Below are 15,315 nucleotides of genomic sequence, written 5' to 3' on the forward strand. Positions count from 1 at the left end.
GATGTTCCTGAGGCAGGTCCTGCTCGCGCTGACGCGCTTCCTGATCGGCGGGCATGGTCGCTGGATCGGCGTCCAGCCGACGCTCGACCAGCGCATCTACTTCGCCAATCACGGCAGCCATCTCGACACGATCGTCATGTGGGCGGCGCTGCCAGCCCCGCTGCGGACGATGACGTCGCCTGTCGCCGCGGCCGACTATTGGGGCAAGACCCGCCTGCGCCGCTACATCGCACTCGAAATCCTCGGCTGCGTGCTCATCGACCGCAAGCGGAGCGGCGAGAGCGACCCGCTCGCCCCGGTCAGAGCGAGCCTTATCGAGGGGCGATCGCTGATCCTCTTTCCCGAGGGGACGCGCGGGAACGAGCCGCTGCCGGGGCCCTTCAAGTCCGGGCTCTTCCACCTCGCCGAAGCGTTTCCGCGCGTCGAACTCGTTCCGGTCTTTCTCGACAATCTGTCGCGCGCCTTTCCGAAGGGCGCGATCCTGCCCGCCCCGATCAGCTGCACGGCGCGGTTCGGCGCCCCGCTGCGGCCAGGGCCGGGCGAGACGAAATCGGACTTTCTCGAGCGCGCGCGTCGGGCCGTCTGCGTGCTCTCCGAACCCGCGGGATCGGAACGATGATCGACCCGCGCGTCCTCATTCTCATGGTCGGCGTCGTTGCGATCCTCTCCGCGGGATCGATCACCGGCGCGATCCTCGCCCGGCGCATTCGCGATCCGGCGCTGCTGCCGACGGTCCGCAATCTCAACGACCGGGTGAAGGCCTGGTGGCTGATGGTGGCGATCTTCGCCGTCGCCTTCCTGTTCGGCCGGGCCGTGACGCTCGTGCTGTTTGCGCTCGTCTCCTTTTATTGCCTGCGCGAATTCATCACGCTGACGCCGACGCGGCCGGCCGATCACCGATCGGTCGCGGTATCGTTCTACGTCTTCATCCCGCTGCAATACTGGCTGATCTGGACCGACTGGCCATCGCTGTTCTCGATCGCGATACCGGTCTACGCCTTCCTCCTTCTACCGGTGCTGGCGGTGATCGCAGGCGAGACCGAAGCGTTCCTGTCGCGGACGGCGAAGGTGCAGTGGGCGCTGATGCTCACCGTCTACTGCATCAGCCACGCGCCCGCGCTTCTGGTGCTGAAGATCCCAGGTCACGAAGGCGACAACGCGCTCTGGCTGTTCTTCCTGATCACCGTGGTCCAGCTCTCCGACGTCCTGCAATACGTCTTCGGCAAGCTGTTCGGGCGCCGCAAGGTCGCGCCCCGCGTGTCGCCGGCCAAGACCTGGGAAGGCCTCATCGGCGGCGGCCTGTCGGCGACGCTCATCGGCGCCGGGCTCTTCTGGATCACGCCCTTCAGCCCCCTTCAGGCCGGCGCCATGGCTCTTGCGATCGTCGCCGCGGGCTTCTGCGGCGGGCTCGTCCTGTCGGCGATCAAGCGCTCGCTCGGGGCGAAGGATTGGGGAACGATGATCGAGGGCCATGGCGGGGCGCTGGACCGGATGGATTCGGTCACCTTCGCGGCGCCGATCTTCTTCCATCTGACCAATTATTTCTTCGCCGCATGATCATCGCCCCGGCCACCGGGCCGGAGGGGCAGGCGTAAGCGCCGCCGGATCGGACTATTTCCCCGGCGTCCGCGCATCGCCTCCGTCTTTCGGCGCATCATCGTCGCCGACGTCGCGATCCGGTGCGTCGCGCCGACCGCGGTTCTGCCAGGGGAACGAGATCCCCGGCCTGTCGGCGCGTTCGACCTTGCCGCCCTCCTGCGAGCGGTCCTTCTCGCGGCCCCAGAGCTTGCCCTTGCGGCCCTCGGCGATGCGCTCGAAGAAGGCGAAGAGCGAGGGCACGATCAGGATGCCGACGAAGGTCGCGGCGACCATCCCGCCGATCGCCGCCCAGCCGATGGCATTGCGCGAGGCCGCGCCCGCGCCCGACGCGGTGACCAGCGGAATGAGGCCGAGCACGAAGGCCAGCGCCGTCATCATCACGGCCCGGTAGCGCTGCTCGCCGCCGAGCACCGCCGCTTCGGTAATCTCCATGCCGTCGCTTTCGCGCCGCTCCTTGGCGAATTCGACGATCAGGATGGCGTTCTTCGCCGCCAGCCCGATCAGCATCACCATGCCGATCTGCGAATAGACGTTGGAGCTCTGGCCGAAGATCAGGAGCGCCGTCGTCGCGCCGGCCGCCGCCACCCCGATCGAGAGCATCACGGCGAGCGGCTGCAGCCAGCTCTCATATTGTCCGACGAGGAAGAGATAGGCGAAGACGAAGGCCAGCGCGAAGACGAGATAGGTGACGGAGCCTGCCTGCCGCTCCTGATAGGACGTTCCGGAGAAGGCGTAGGTGTAACCGTCCGGCAGGGTCTGCTCTGCCACCTCCTGCAGCGCCGTCAGCGCCGCGCCGGACGAGTAGCCCTCCGCCGCATTGCCGCTGATCTCGGGCGCGGTGAAGAGGTTGTAGCGCGGCAGCGTATAGGGGCCGAAGGTCGTCGAGACCTTCACCACGGTGGAGAGAGGCACCATCTCGCCGCTGCTGTTCTTGGCGTAGAGCTTGGAGATGTCCGCCGGCGACGACCGGGCCGGCGCGTCCGCCTGGATGCGCACCTGGTAGACGCGGCCCTGGTAGAGGAACTGGTTGACGTAGTTCTCGCCCATCGCCGAGCCGATGGTCGAATAGATGTCGGAGACCGACAGGCCGAGCGTCTCGGCGCGGTCGCGGTCGATGTCGACATAGAGCCGCGGAACGTCGGCCGAGAAGCTGGTCCGCGCGCCGGAGATCTCCGGCCTCTGGTTGGCGGCGCTGACGAAGGACCGCGCGACCTGCGCCACCTCGCCCGGGTCTTGCCCCTTCTGCGCCATGATCTCGAAGGTGAAGCCGCCGACCGAACCGAGGCCTGGGATCGGCGGCGGCGGGAAGGCCGCGACCGTCACGCCCGGAATCTGCGAGAACTGCGCGCTCAACTGCCCGAGGATCTGGAACAGATTCTTGCGGTCGCCCCAGGGCTTCAGCGTGATGATGCCGAGGCCGCCCGACGAGATCTGCGCGGAAGTCAGGATCGAATAGCCCGGGATCAGCACATAGGCCTCGACGCCGTCGGTGCGCTTGATGATGTCGCCGACCTCCAGCATCGCCTCGGTCGTGCGTTGCAGCGAGGCGCCCGAGGGCAGCGAGACGTCGAACAGAATCGCGCCCTGATCCTCGGTGGGCAGGAGCGTCGAGGAGAGGCTCGTGTAGCTGAGTACCGCGATGCCGATCGCGACGATGAGGCCGAGGAGCGCCAGGGCGACCCGCCGCACCAGAAACGCGACGGTGCGGGCATAGCCGTTGCGGGCCTTGGCAAGGCCCCAGTTGAAGGCGCGCAACGGGCCCCGGGCGCGGCCCGGCGGGCGCATCAGGATGGCGCAGAGCGCCGGCGTCAGCGTCAGCGCGACCAGCGAGGACAACAGGATCGACGCCGACAGCGCGATGCCGAACTGGCGGTAGAGCTGGCCGGTCAGGCCCGGCAGAAAGGTCGTCGGCACGAACACGGCGAGCAGCACCAGCGTGGTCGAGATGATCGGTCCGGTGATCTCGCTCATGGCGACATGCGCCGCCTCGACCCGGTCGATGCCGCGCTCGGTCATGTTGCGCTGGACGTTCTCGACCACCAGGATCGCGTCGTCCACGACGAGGCCGATCGCGAGGATCAGGGCAAGGAGCGTGATGACGTTGATGGTGAAGCCGATCACCAGGAGGATGGCGAAGGTGCCGATCAGCGAGACCGGGATCGCCAGAGCGGGGATCAGCGTCGATCGCCAGTCCTGCAGGAAGACGAAGACGACGGCCACGATGATCAGCGCCGTGATGCCGAGGGTGAAGAGGATTTCCTCGATCGTCGCCTGCACGAAGGTCGTGGAATCGTAGATGATCTGGTACTTCAGCCCGGCCGGAAAGCTCGATTTCAGCTGTTCGAGCTCGGCCTTCACCGCCGCGACGGTTTGGATGGCATTGGCGCCGGGCGCCTGGTTCACCTGGATCGTCTGGCCGGGATTGTCGCCGACGAAGGTGTTGACCGCGTAGCTCTGCGCGCCGAGCTCCACCCTTGCGACGTCGCGGATGCGCAGGATCGCGCCGTTGTCGCCCGTCTTGACGACGATGTTGGCGAACTGGTCGGGCGAGGAAAGCTGCCCCTTGGAGGTAATCGTATAGACGGTCGCCTGGCCGTCCGGCGCGGGGGACGCGCCGATCTGGCCGGTCGAGGCCGGCAGGTTCTCCGCTTGGATCGCATTGGCGATATCGGCGGCCGACACGTCGAGCGCCGCCATCTTTTGCGGATCGGTCCAGATCCGCATCGCATAGTCCGAGGGTCCGAGCACCTGCGCATCGCCGACGCCCTCGATGCGCTGGATCGCGGGCACGACGTTGGTGGAGAGGTAGGCGCCGGACTGGATCGGATCGAGATCGGGATTGGTCGAATAGAAGGCGATCGCTAGAAGGAAGTTCGGCGAGCGGGTGCGCACCGTCACGCCCTGCCGGGTCACTGCCTCGGGTAGCTGCGAGGTCGCCAGCTGCACGCGGTTCGAGACATTCACCTGGGCGATGTCGGGGTCGGTCCCGATGTCGAAGGTGATCGACAGCGAATAATTGCCGGAATCGGTCGAGGTCGAGGACATGTAGGTCATGTTCTCGACGCCGTTGATCGCCCGTTCGAGTGGCGCGCCGACGGCCTCGGCGAGAACCGTCGAGTCCGCCCCCGGATAGTTCGCGGAGACGCTGACGGTCGGCGGCGTGATGTTGGGATACTGCTGGATCGGAAGCGTGAAGAGCGCGAGAAGCCCGGCCACGACGATGACGACCGAAACCACGGCGGCAAGGCGCGGCCGGCGGATGAAAATGTCGGCAATCACTCGGCGGACCCTCCGCCGGCGGCGCTGTTCCCGTCGGTATTTCCGCCGGCGGCCGCCGTGCCGCTTTTCCGAGATCCATCGCTGCCATCCCGGCCGGCTGCCGAGCTGCCCTGCCCGGATGGCGTCGCCGCCGGTTCGGCATTGCCGCCCCCAGCGGGCCGGCCGGCCGGCCGCGGCGACACCTTCTGGCGCTCCTTCAGCGTCATCGCCCCGCGCACCACCACGTTCTCGCCGCCCGAAAGGCCGCTCGTCACCGCGACCTGGCCGGGTTCGAGCGTTCCCTCAGATCCGCCCTCCGCGGCGAGCGTGATCATCCGCCGCTCGATCGTATCGTCCTCCTTGACGATCAGGACCGAGCGGCCGTCGCGCGAAAGCTGCACCGCCGCCTGCGGGATCACCGGCAGGCGCGGCGGATCCTTCTGCGTGGCGACCAGCGTGACGTTCTGGTTCGGCAGGAGATAGCCCTCCGGATTGGGAAAGCGGATGCGGGTCTCGATAGTGCCGGTGGTGGCGCTGACGGTGTTGTCGACGAAGTCGAAGGAGCCGTTCGGCTGGTATTTCGAGCCGTTCGGCAGGATCAGCGACAGGACGAAGTCCTCGGCCTCGTTGGCGGCCCGATCACCGCCGTCATCGCGGCCCCCGACCTCTTCGGCGCCGGCGGGAGGCCCTTCCGGGCCTTCGGCGGCCGAGCCGCTCGCCGAGGGTGCCTCCGCCTCTTCTCCGCTCTTCGATGCTGGATCGACCGGCTCGGCGGTGTCGGGCGACGTGCTATCCGCCTGCCTGCCGCCCGCCCCTTGCGGCTGCGAATCCCCGCCGTCGCTGCCGCCGGCGCTCTCGCCGGCCTGCGCTTCGACCGCCGGCTGCTGGGAATTGCCGATGCCGAGCTTCTTCCAGTTGATCAACTGGCCCTCGCCGATCGGAAAGATCCCCCAGATCGGGTCCAGCTGAATGAGATTGGCGAGAGGACCGCTCGTGGCCGAGACGTAGTTGCCGGCCGTGATCAGCGGCGCCGACATCGTCCCGTCGATCGGCGCGACGATCGTGGTGTAGTTGAGGTTGAGCTGGGCCTGCTGCACGGCGGCCGCGGCCTGCTGCTGGCTGGCCTCAGCGGATTCGAAGCTCGCCTGCGCGTCGTCCAGCGTCGACTGGCTGACCGTGCCGGTCTGGGCGAGTTCCTTGTTGCGGTTGAGGCTGCGCCGTGCCTGATTGACCTGCGCCTGAGCGCCGGACAGCTGGGCTTTGGCAGCGGCGAGTTCGGCTTCGTACTGGGCGGTCTGAATCTGGAAGAGGAGATCCCCCTTCCTGACCGCCTCGCCCCCCTTGAAGGCAACCCTGTCGATATAGCCGGCGACGCGCGCCTGGACCGCGACCTTTTGGATCGCTGCGATCCGGCCGATGAATTCGAACCGATCGCCGACCGACTGAAGCTCCGCCCTCTGGGTGATCACGGCTGGCGGCGGCGGGTCTCCACCCTGCCCGGCAGCGCCGCCCTGGCCGTTCCCGCCGTCGCTGGAGCCCAAAAAGGAGAGGAAGCCCGGCAGTTCGATCTTGCCGATCAGCGGCAGATCGAGGGTCGAGGCGGCGGATTGCTCCTGGCCGCCCTGACCTGATTGCCCCTGGGCCGACTGCTCCTGGGCCGAAACCTGGCTTCCCGTCAGAAGAACCGCACCGAGCGCGGCAGCAAGACACGGCGCGACCGCCAGTCGCCCCAAGGCAGAGTTTCGTTTCATCCAGATCCCAGACGCTTTACTGACGATCGCTTCGGCCGGTGTGTCTCTCGGCATGATCGGCAGACATATGGCGGCGGAGACAGAACCCAAGCCGTTGACGCCCCCGTGAACGGAAGCGCTTGGATCCGGCCATGGGTGTCACGTCGGGTCGTCTGACGCTGCCCGCGGGCCATTTCGGAGAAGCGATTGCGCCTGGCGTCCTTGCCCGCTCGGGAGCCGGAACGAACTTCACGCTGGATCACGCACAAGGGACGACGTCACCGCCGCCTCCTCTCGGCGGGGGGAAGATCTGCCAGGCAACCTCCGGCGCGGCCTCCTGCGTCCTCCACCGATGCGCCGCTCCCGACGCTCGGTCTTCTCGCCCGGCTAGTTCAGACGCTCGCCGCTCAGCTTGTCGAAGAGATGGAAGTTCCGGGGATCTGCGGTGAGGTTGACGACTTCCTCCTCGCGCACCGGCAGCCGTCCGCGGAAGGTCGCAACGGCCGGCGTCGTGCCGATCCGGCCATGCAGCTGCAATTCGGCCCCGGTCGGCTCGACCAGCTCGACACGGAACGGAAAGACCGGGTGGCCGGCGCCGTCGGAGCCGAGTTCCAGATGCTCCGGCCTCACCCCGAGAACGACATCTGTGCCGTCTGCGGCAGAGCTGTGACCCGGCAACGGAACGAGGAGATCGCCAGTCTGGACCGCGCTCTCGCCGCCAGACCGTCGCAGCGTCCCCTCGAACATGTTCATCGCTGGCGAGCCGATGAAGGACGCGACGAAGACATTGGAGGGACGGTCGTACACCGCGAGGGGCGCACCCACCTGCTCGATTCGCCCGGCGTTGAGCACGACCACCTTGTCGGACATCGTCATCGCCTCGATCTGGTCGTGCGTCACATAGATCAGGGTCGTGCCGAGGCGCTTCTGCAGCGTGCGGATCTCGCTGCGCATCTGGACGCGCAGCTTGGCGTCGAGATTGGAGAGCGGCTCGTCGAACAGGAAGACCTGCGGCTTTCGCACGATCGCCCGCCCCATCGCGACGCGCTGGCGTTGACCGCCGGAGAGTTCCTTCGGATAGCGGCCGAGATAGGGATCTAGGCCCAGCAGCTCCGCGGCCTGCCGCACGGCGGGCGCGATGTCGGCCTTCGGCACGTTCCTCAGGCGCAGGCTGAAGCCCATGTTCTCGGCGACCGTGAGATGCGGATAGAGCGCATAGTTCTGAAAGACCATAGCGATGTCGCGGTCCTTCGGCGCCACCGCGTTGATCACTCGTCCGTTGAGCGAGATCTCGCCGCCCGTGATCGGCTCGAGGCCGGCGATCATCCGCAACAGGGTCGATTTGCCGCAGCCCGAGGCGCCGATCAGCGAGACGAATTCGCCCTCCGCGATGGCAAGGTCGACGTCGTGGATGACCTCGACCTTGCCATAGGCCTTTCTGAGGCGATTGATTTCGACGGTGGCCATCGGCGCCCTCCGGGATGTTGCGTGATTGTGGCTATCGCCGGATCGCGCCCGTTCAGGCGAGCGTGACGACCTTGGTCAGGTGCCGCGGCGCTGTCGTGTCGATGTTCTTCGTCGCCGCCACCTGCTCGCCGAAGAGCTGCAGGGCCGGCAGCATGACCAGCGCGCGGGCAAGGCCCTCTCCGCCGACAGGGATGCTCAGATCGCCGGCCCCGCCGAAACCGATGACCGCAGCGCCCTTGTCCGCGACGTCGCGGGCGACCCGCTCTTCCTCCTCGCGCGTTGCCGGCGTGTAGAGCAGCACCACCAGCGTGTGATCATCGACGAGGCTGATCGGACCGTGCCGGTATTCGAGCGGGTGGAAGAACTGCGAGTAGCTGAGGCTCATCTCCTGCAGCTTCAGGGCGCCTTCGGCGGCGATCCCGAAGAGCGCCGCCGCGCCGAGATAGACGAAGTGCGAGCGGCCATCGACGAGGCGCCGCCCGTTCGCCTCGATCGCCTGAAGGGCGGCTCGGGCGTCGGAGATGACGCTTTCGTCGAGTTCAACGCCCGCCATCCGCAATCCGGCGAGCAGCATCAGGCTGGCCGAGGACGTCATGACGACCCCCTCCTCCGCATGCGTCTCGATGAAGACCGACTTGGCGGCCGCCTTGGTGACGGCGCTGTCTTCGGCGCAGGTGATCGCCAGCGTGTCCATGCCGGCAGCCGCGCTTTCGCGAAGGGCCCGCACCGTCTCGGTGGATTCGCCGCTGCGGGACAGGCCGACGACGGTAAGATCCGTCCTGTCGCCGACATAGGCTCCCCGATGCAGGATCCATTCGGCCCCAGCGACGGCGAGGGCAGAGCGGCCGTTCAGGTTGAAGGCGGCGGCGAGCGTCTGCGCCAGATAGTAGGAGGTGCCGCAGCCGACGAAGACGATCGTCCGTCCGTCGAGTTTCGGCAGTTCCAATGTCAGGGCCTTTTTCCAGAACGGGAACTGTTCGTGGATGACGCGCTCGGTGACACTCATCACCTGCTCCTTATCGAGTTTCTGATTGTTATTTTTGGGCGCCGGCCATCAGCCCGCTGACCAGATAGCGGTTGAGGAAGATGACCAGGACGATCGGCGGAATGATCGCCAGAATGCCGGCGGCGTTCATCAGCCCGTAGTCGACATAGTTGCGGGTGACGAATTCCGGGATGAGGACGGTCAGCGGCTTGGTCGCGAGCGTCGGCGAGAACACCAGCGGCACGATGAACTGCCCCCAGGCATTGAGGAACGTCAGCAGTGCGGCGGCGATCAGCCCCGGTGCGGCGAGCGGCAGGACGATCCGCACGAGGGTGTAGATTCGCCCCGCGCCGTCGAGCCAGGCCGCCTCTTCGAGCGCGATCGGCATGGCCTGGTAGACTGTGCGCATCAGCCAGAGCGCCAGCGGCAGAAAGGCCGAGGTGTAGATCAGCGTGATGCCGACATAGGTGTCGATCAGGCCGAGCTGGATCATCAGCCGATAGAGCGGGATCATCACCGTATAGGCGGGGATCGCCATCGTCGCCACGACGAGGATGAAGAGGATGTTGCGGCCGGGAAACCGCAGGCGCACGAAGGCATAGGCGCCGAAGGCTGCGATCGCGACGGTGACGACCGTGGCGCCGAGCGAGGTGACGAGGCTGTTCAAAAGCGCGGCGGAGAATTCCGGCCAGACCGACTGCACGGTGTTGCCTTGCGAGACGCTCGAGCCGCCGAAGAGCCGCGCATAGTGCTGGAAGGTGACGTGCGGTGGGAAGAAGTGCGGCGTTCGCGAGACAAGCTCGTCGGGCCGGGTGAGGCTCGTCGCCAGCGCCCAGTAGATCGGGCCGAGCGACCAGAGCACCAGGACGAGGATGGCGAAGGCCTTGGCCAGCAGGCGGACGAGACCGCCGCGATCAAATGTCTGAGCGCTCATCAATCCATCCTCGTCTCGCGATAGACCCTGAGGACGTAGATCAGGGAGACGATCAGCGAGGCGATCATCGCCAGGAGCGACAGGGCCATGCCGTAGGAAAAGCGCAGGTTCTGGAAGGCCGACATGTAGACCTGGATGATCACCGACCGCGTCCCCAGGCCCGATCCGCCCATGATCCAGGCCTCGTCGAAGAGATTGAAGGCGAACACCGTCGACTGGCTGAGCGCGATTGCGAGCCCCCCGGAGATCAGCGGCAGCGTCACCATCTGGAAGGATTTGACGGCGCCCGCCCCGTCGAGCTTCGCGGCCTCGTAGAGATCCTTCGGGATGCTCTGGAGCGCCGCGAGAAGGATGATCGCCGTCAGCGGCATCATCCGCCACACATGGACGAGCGTGATCAGGAAGAGCCCGGTCCCCCGGTCGTTGAACCAGACCTGCGGCGTGTCGATGACGCCGAGCGACATCAGGGCGTGGTTCAGGAGGCCGTAGCTCGGATTGTAGATCCACATCCAGACGATGGCGTTCACCACCGGCGGCAGGCACCAGGGCAGGACGACCGCCGCAAGCAGCCACTGCCGGCCATGGCGGACGGAGTTGAGAAGCAGCGCGGCGGCAAGACCGCCCACCGTCTCGAGGATCACCGCCATGGCGACGTAGGCGAGCGTATTCGCCCACGCCGTCTGGACGTTGGAATCGGCCGCGAGGTCGGCATAGTTCTTCAGGCCGACGAAGGGTTCGCCGGCCCGCATCGGATCGACGCGATACAGGCTGTCGACGATCGTCGTGACGAGGGGCATGAACACCAGCCCCCCCATGATCACGACGATCGGCACCACGAAGGCGAGCCCGAGGGCCGCCTCGCCGTTGCCGAAGGCCAGCCGCCTGGCTGTGGTCACATCCGTTGCCATGCGGCCGATGCCCTTTCTCAGCGGTTCTTTGCGGCTTCGGCCCGGTCGGCCATCTGGGCCACGGCCTCGTCCACCGAGATCTGGCCCTTCGCCACCTGGTTGATGGCGCTGGCGACAGCGCTGGAGAATTCCGGATACCAGCCCGGCGTGCCCTGCTTGAACAGGGGTTCGACGGTCTTCGCCTGGGCGAGGAGCTTGTCGCCGGCAAACAGCTTGCCCTCGTTATTGAGCTGCTCAAGAACGCTGAGTCGCGGCGGCAGGTCGCCGAGCGTGTTGTAGATCTCGATCTCGTTCTCCGGCTTCGCCATCCATTCGATGAACGTCACGGCCGCCTCGTGATTGTCCGCCGAGGTTGGCACGCCGATCGCTTCCGGCAGACCGAAGGTGCGCGATTTCCCGCTCGTCGACGGCATCAGCGCGGCGTCCACGTCTCCGGCGACCTTGGACTTGTCCTTGTCGCTGTAGACGGCGAGGTTGCCCGCCCAGCCGGCGACGTCGAAGGTGACGCTGCCGCTCTTGAACAGTTCCTGGATCTCGACGTCCTTCAGGCCCGTCGCCGCCGGGTCGATCAGGCCGGCCTTCAGTGCGTCCGCCTCGAATTGCAGGGCCTTGTAGCCACCGGAATCCTTGTCGGTGAAGAGCGGCTTGAAGTCTTCATCGAAGAGATCGCCGCCGAAGGCCATGGTGAGGAGATACCAGGCGGTCGCGGTGCCTTCCGTCGCCGACAGCGGCAGGCCGATCGGATAGTCGGCGACGCCGGCGGACTTGATGGCTTTAGCCTGGTCCAGCAACTCTTCGGGGCTCTTCGGAGCCGCCTTGATGCCGGCCTTTTCGAGGTGGGCCTTGTTAAAGATCAGGATGCGGAAGTCGTTGTTGTAGGGCAGCGCCAGGAGCTTGCCGTCATATTTGAAGATCTCGGCCGTCGGGATGTCGGAGACGGTGTCGGCCGAGATCTCGTCGAGCGGCTTGTACCACCCCGCCGCGCCGAACTGGCCGACCCAGGACCAGTCGACTTCCGTCGCCTGCGCGGGCGCCGTCTGGGCGACCATGGAGGTGACGACCTTGGTGCGGATGTCGTCCCAGCCCATGGTCTGGATGTTCAGCGTGATGCCGGTCTCCTTGGCGAAACGATCGGTCATCTGCTTGGGGATCGTGCCCCAGGGCGGCAGCAGCACCGTCAGCGTGTCGCCGGAAGCCGCGAGGGCCTGCGTCAGCGAGGGAACGATGAACGCGGCGTTGGCGGCCGCCATGAGTGACAGGAAATTACGTCTCTTCATCTTCATGCCTCCTGGTTGTCGGTTTCGGTGGTTGTCGGAAATTCGCTCAGCGAGCGCTCGAGCCGCTCCAGCCAGGCTGGGCCCACCGCCCAGCCGGCATCGATCGCGGCCCGGTAGAGCGCCCCGCCGATCGGCGGCAGCCGGCGGTGGACCGGCTCGCAGCCCACCCGCTCGCGCAGGCTCTGCATCAGATACGGGCTCGCCGTGACACCGCCGGCATAGCTCCAGCGCAGCGGCCGCTCGCCGGCGGCCTGGCGCCAAGCGGCGATGAGGGTGTCCGTCAGATCCATTGCCGCTCGGTCAAGGATCGCGCGCGCCGTCGCGTCACCGCTATCGGCCAGTTCGGAGACCAGCGCCGCCAGAGAAGCGAAGGCCCCGCGGCGGCTCGTCGTGCCGTAGCACCAGGCCAGCAGGCCGGAGGGCGGGACGCCGAGACGGGACAGGACGGCCTGCGAGAAGCCGGTCTTCGGAGACCGCCCGTCGAGCTCGCGGGACGTCGCGGCAAGGGCCTCGCGTCCGATCCAGAAGGCGCTGCCCTCGTCGCCGAAGGCGTCGCCCCAGCCGCCGACCCGTACATGCGGATCGTCCGGCCCTGCAAGACTGGCCCAAGCCATCGACCCGGTCCCCGCCAGGATCAGCGCGCCCGCCTCGCCTGCGAAGGCACCGTCGAAGGCGATCCGCACGTCGTTGTCGACCACCGGCTCGATCGGCATCAATTCGCGCACGACCCGGATCTGCTCGGCGGAGACGGCTTCGATCTCGCCGTGAAACGGCAGCCCGAACACCGCAGAGCGCACCGACGGCAGCTCGGGCAGGTCTTTGAGAAGCCCGGCCAGAGCCGACTTCCATCCGTCCCCCGCCGAGGGGTCGAGACTTGCGCGGCCGATGAGCGAAACCACTCGGCCGCTCTCATCGGCGAGCGCCGCAAGCGTTTTCGTCCCGCCGCTGTCGAGGCCGAGGATCAAGCTCATTCGATGCCCTCGCCCGCGCCATTGGACACGGAGACGATGCGCGGTTCGCAGCCGAGATCGACTAGGCGCCGGCGCCAGAACGCATCGAGCCCGTCATCCGTGATGATCTCGATCTCAGGCGCGAGCGCCGCCACGCGGTAGGTGAGCCTGCGATCGAACTTCGAGTGATCGACCAGCAGCGTCTTCAGCGTCGCCCGCGCGAGCATCTTTTCGTTGAGCCGGGCTTCGGCCTCGTCGAGGCTGTAGATGCAGAGGTCGTCGGCGATCGCGCCGGCACCGAGGAACAGGTGGTCGAACCACAGCCGCTCGAGCAGTTCCTCGGCGAGGCTTCCGACCATCGAGGCGTTTTCCGACCGCAGCACCCCGCCGATCACCGTCACCTTGATGCCTGCGACGTCCATCAGGTGCTGCGCGGTCACCAGGCAGTTGGTGAAGACCGAGAGCGGCATCGGATTGAGGCGGATGCAGCGCGCCAGCTGCAGCACCGTCGTTCCGGCATCGAGGAAGAGCGAGCAATGGGGCGCGAGCTTCTCGAAGGCTGCCTCGGCGATCGCGCGTTTGGCGGCGAGGTTCTGCTGCTCGCGATGCTGGAACGCGACCTCGATCCCGGCGCTGTCGGCGATACGGGCGCCGCCGCGGGTCCGGGTGACCGCCCCGGTCGATTCCAGCGTCACGAGATCGCGGCGGACGGTCGCCGGAGACGCCCCGACGGCTTCGGCGATCTCCTCGATGGAGGAACTGCCGGAACTGTAGAGTATCTGCCTGATCGCCGAGAGCCGATCGCGCTTCATCAGTGGGGCTCCATTCAACTTTCATCAGGTTCTCAACCATTATGATCATTGTCAATCATTTTTTTGATTGATATTGATTGAAGCGTCGCCACAAGCCGAACCGGAGAATGCGATGACCGCGGACATCCTTGCGAATTTGCCAGACGCCAACCGGGCGAGAGGCGAAGGCATCGTCTCGATCTGCTCGGCCCATCCGCGCGTCGTCGAAGCGGCGCTTCTTCAAGCGGCGGAGGGCGAGTGGCCGGTGCTGATCGAGGCCACCTGCAATCAGGTCAACCAGGACGGCGGCTACACCGGCATGACGCCGTCGGACTTCCGGCGCTTCGTCGAGGCGATCGCCGAGCGGACGGGCTTCGACGCATCGAGGATCATCTTCGGCGGCGATCATCTCGGGCCGAACCCCTGGAAGCATCTTCCCGCGGAAGACGCGCTGCGGCGTGCCGAGGTCATGGTCGGCGCCTATGTCGAAGCCGGCTTTTCCAAGATCCATCTCGACACGAGCATGGGCTGCGCCGGCGAGGCTGCGGCGCTTCCCGACGAGGTGACGGCGGTGCGGGCGGCGCGGCTTGCGAGGGCCGCCGAGGCCGCGGCGGAACGCTGCGGTGTGGTGCCGCGCTATGTCATCGGCACCGAGGTCCCGACGCCGGGCGGCGCCACCGAGACGCTGTCATCGCTGCAGCCGACACCGCCCGAAGCGGTCCTGCAGACGGTGGAGGTGCATCGCGCCGCCTTTGCGGAAGCCGGGATGGACGCTGCCTTCGACCGGGCGGTGGGGCTCGTCGTCCAGCCGGGCGTCGAGTTCGGATCCGAAAGCGTCCACGTCTATGACCGTGCCGCGGCACGGTCACTCGCTGCCTCGCTCAAGACCCTGCCGCAGTTCGTTTTCGAGGCCCATTCGACCGACTACCAGCCGGCCGGCGCCCTCGCCGCGCTGGTCGAGGACGGGTTCGCGATCCTCAAGGTCGGCCCCGGCCTCACCTTCGCCATGCGCGAGGCCCTTTACGGCCTCGACGCCATCAGCGCCGCGCTTCACGGCGTGTCTGAGGGTGAAGGCCTGCGGGCGGCGATGGAGCGGCTGATGCTGGCCGCCCCGCAGCACTGGCGCGGCCATTACCATGGCGACGAGGCCGCCATGCGCCGGCAGCGTCACTTCAGCTATAGCGACCGCATCCGTTACTACTGGCCGCATCCCGAGGCCGAAAAGGCCGTCGAGCGGCTGATGGCGCGGTTCGGATCGGAGCCGATACCCGAGACGTTGATCAGCCAGTATCTCAGCTGGCTCGCCGCCGACGTGAAGGCCGGCCTGTTGCCCGCGCGCCCGCAGGACCTAGTCACCTGGTCGATCCGGCAGGTGATCGCAGGATACGAGCGCGCCGTCGGACACGTGTGAGAGCG

General features: G+C 66.9%; 12 protein-coding genes. 3 read left to right on the forward strand and 9 right to left on the reverse strand.

All coding sequences use genetic code 11. From position 1 onward, the window contains the following. Window position 1 precedes the first annotated feature (1 nt). On the forward strand, window positions 2–619 hold the full coding sequence (locus LH400_RS02720; RefSeq protein ID WP_229151250.1) for a lysophospholipid acyltransferase family protein: 618 nt from the start codon (window positions 2–4) through the stop codon (window positions 617–619). Then, window positions 616–1,557, forward strand: coding sequence for a phosphatidate cytidylyltransferase (locus LH400_RS02725; RefSeq protein ID WP_229151096.1), 942 nt, complete (start codon window positions 616–618; stop codon window positions 1,555–1,557). The genes LH400_RS02720 and LH400_RS02725 overlap by 4 nt, the downstream gene beginning before the upstream one ends. 54 nt (window positions 1,558–1,611) lie before the next feature. Here the strand turns inward: LH400_RS02725 and LH400_RS02730 are convergent, their stop codons facing one another. The 9 genes from LH400_RS02730 to LH400_RS02770 all read right to left on the reverse strand — a co-directional run bounded on the left by LH400_RS02730 (window position 1,612) and on the right by LH400_RS02770 (window position 13,938). After that, window positions 1,612–4,878: an efflux RND transporter permease subunit gene (locus LH400_RS02730; protein WP_229151097.1), complete on the reverse strand. Its 3,267-nt coding sequence runs from the start codon at window positions 4,876–4,878 to the stop codon at window positions 1,612–1,614. Next, window positions 4,875–6,590 carry an efflux RND transporter periplasmic adaptor subunit gene (locus LH400_RS02735; RefSeq protein ID WP_229151098.1) on the reverse strand — a complete coding sequence of 572 codons (1,716 nt, stop codon included), beginning with the start codon at window positions 6,588–6,590 and terminating at the stop codon, window positions 4,875–4,877. Before LH400_RS02735 ends, LH400_RS02730 begins: the two co-directional genes overlap by 4 nt. Before the next feature lie 384 nt (window positions 6,591–6,974). Next, on the reverse strand, window positions 6,975–8,054 hold the full coding sequence (locus tag LH400_RS02740) for an ABC transporter ATP-binding protein (protein ID WP_229151099.1): 1,080 nt from the start codon (window positions 8,052–8,054) through the stop codon (window positions 6,975–6,977). Between the two features lie 52 nt (window positions 8,055–8,106). Next, the gene (locus LH400_RS02745; protein WP_229151100.1) at window positions 8,107–9,060 is read right to left on the reverse strand and encodes an SIS domain-containing protein; all 954 of its coding nucleotides are present in this window, start codon (window positions 9,058–9,060) and stop codon (window positions 8,107–8,109) included. Window positions 9,061–9,088: 28 nt separating this feature from the next. Beyond that, entirely contained in the window at window positions 9,089–9,973 is an 885-nt protein-coding gene (locus LH400_RS02750; RefSeq protein WP_229151101.1) for a carbohydrate ABC transporter permease, read from the reverse strand. After that, window positions 9,973–10,881 carry a carbohydrate ABC transporter permease gene (locus LH400_RS02755; RefSeq protein ID WP_229151102.1) on the reverse strand — a complete coding sequence of 303 codons (909 nt, stop codon included), beginning with the start codon at window positions 10,879–10,881 and terminating at the stop codon, window positions 9,973–9,975. Before LH400_RS02755 ends, LH400_RS02750 begins: the two co-directional genes overlap by 1 nt. Before the next feature lie 17 nt (window positions 10,882–10,898). Then, window positions 10,899–12,158 carry an ABC transporter substrate-binding protein gene (locus LH400_RS02760; RefSeq protein ID WP_229151103.1) on the reverse strand — a complete coding sequence of 420 codons (1,260 nt, stop codon included), beginning with the start codon at window positions 12,156–12,158 and terminating at the stop codon, window positions 10,899–10,901. Between the two features lie 2 nt (window positions 12,159–12,160). After that, entirely contained in the window at window positions 12,161–13,129 is a 969-nt protein-coding gene (locus tag LH400_RS02765; protein WP_229151104.1) for an N-acetylglucosamine kinase, read from the reverse strand. Continuing rightward, on the reverse strand, window positions 13,126–13,938 hold the full coding sequence (locus LH400_RS02770; RefSeq protein WP_370638313.1) for a DeoR/GlpR family DNA-binding transcription regulator: 813 nt from the start codon (window positions 13,936–13,938) through the stop codon (window positions 13,126–13,128). The genes LH400_RS02765 and LH400_RS02770 overlap by 4 nt, the downstream gene beginning before the upstream one ends. Before the next feature lie 94 nt (window positions 13,939–14,032). On the opposite strand from LH400_RS02770, the gene LH400_RS02775 reads away from it, so the two are divergent. Beyond that, the gene (locus tag LH400_RS02775; protein WP_229151106.1) at window positions 14,033–15,310 is read left to right on the forward strand and encodes a D-tagatose-bisphosphate aldolase, class II, non-catalytic subunit; all 1,278 of its coding nucleotides are present in this window, start codon (window positions 14,033–14,035) and stop codon (window positions 15,308–15,310) included. Window positions 15,311–15,315 lie beyond the last annotated feature (5 nt).

Source organism: Jiella soli (assembly GCF_020615385.1).
Taxonomy (GTDB): domain Bacteria; phylum Pseudomonadota; class Alphaproteobacteria; order Rhizobiales; family Rhizobiaceae; genus VKMB-3413.

Excerpts from the sequence above, each read along its gene's own strand:
- LH400_RS02725 (WP_229151096.1), top strand. The coding sequence starts at position 616 with ATGATCGACCCGCGCGTCCTCATTCTCATGGTCGGCGTCGTTGCGATC.
- LH400_RS02775 (WP_229151106.1), top strand. The coding sequence starts at position 14,033 with ATGACCGCGGACATCCTTGCGAATTTGCCAGACGCCAACCGGGCGAGA.
- LH400_RS02750 (WP_229151101.1), bottom strand. The coding sequence starts at position 9,973 with ATGAGCGCTCAGACATTTGATCGCGGCGGTCTCGTCCGCCTGCTGGCC.
- LH400_RS02760 (WP_229151103.1), bottom strand. The coding sequence starts at position 12,158 with ATGAAGAGACGTAATTTCCTGTCACTCATGGCGGCCGCCAACGCCGCG.
- LH400_RS02720 (WP_229151250.1), top strand. The coding sequence starts at position 2 with ATGTTCCTGAGGCAGGTCCTGCTCGCGCTGACGCGCTTCCTGATCGGC.
- LH400_RS02740 (WP_229151099.1), bottom strand. The coding sequence starts at position 8,054 with ATGGCCACCGTCGAAATCAATCGCCTCAGAAAGGCCTATGGCAAGGTC.
- LH400_RS02745 (WP_229151100.1), bottom strand. The coding sequence starts at position 9,060 with ATGAGTGTCACCGAGCGCGTCATCCACGAACAGTTCCCGTTCTGGAAA.
- LH400_RS02755 (WP_229151102.1), bottom strand. The coding sequence starts at position 10,881 with ATGGCAACGGATGTGACCACAGCCAGGCGGCTGGCCTTCGGCAACGGC.
- LH400_RS02765 (WP_229151104.1), bottom strand. The coding sequence starts at position 13,129 with ATGAGCTTGATCCTCGGCCTCGACAGCGGCGGGACGAAAACGCTTGCG.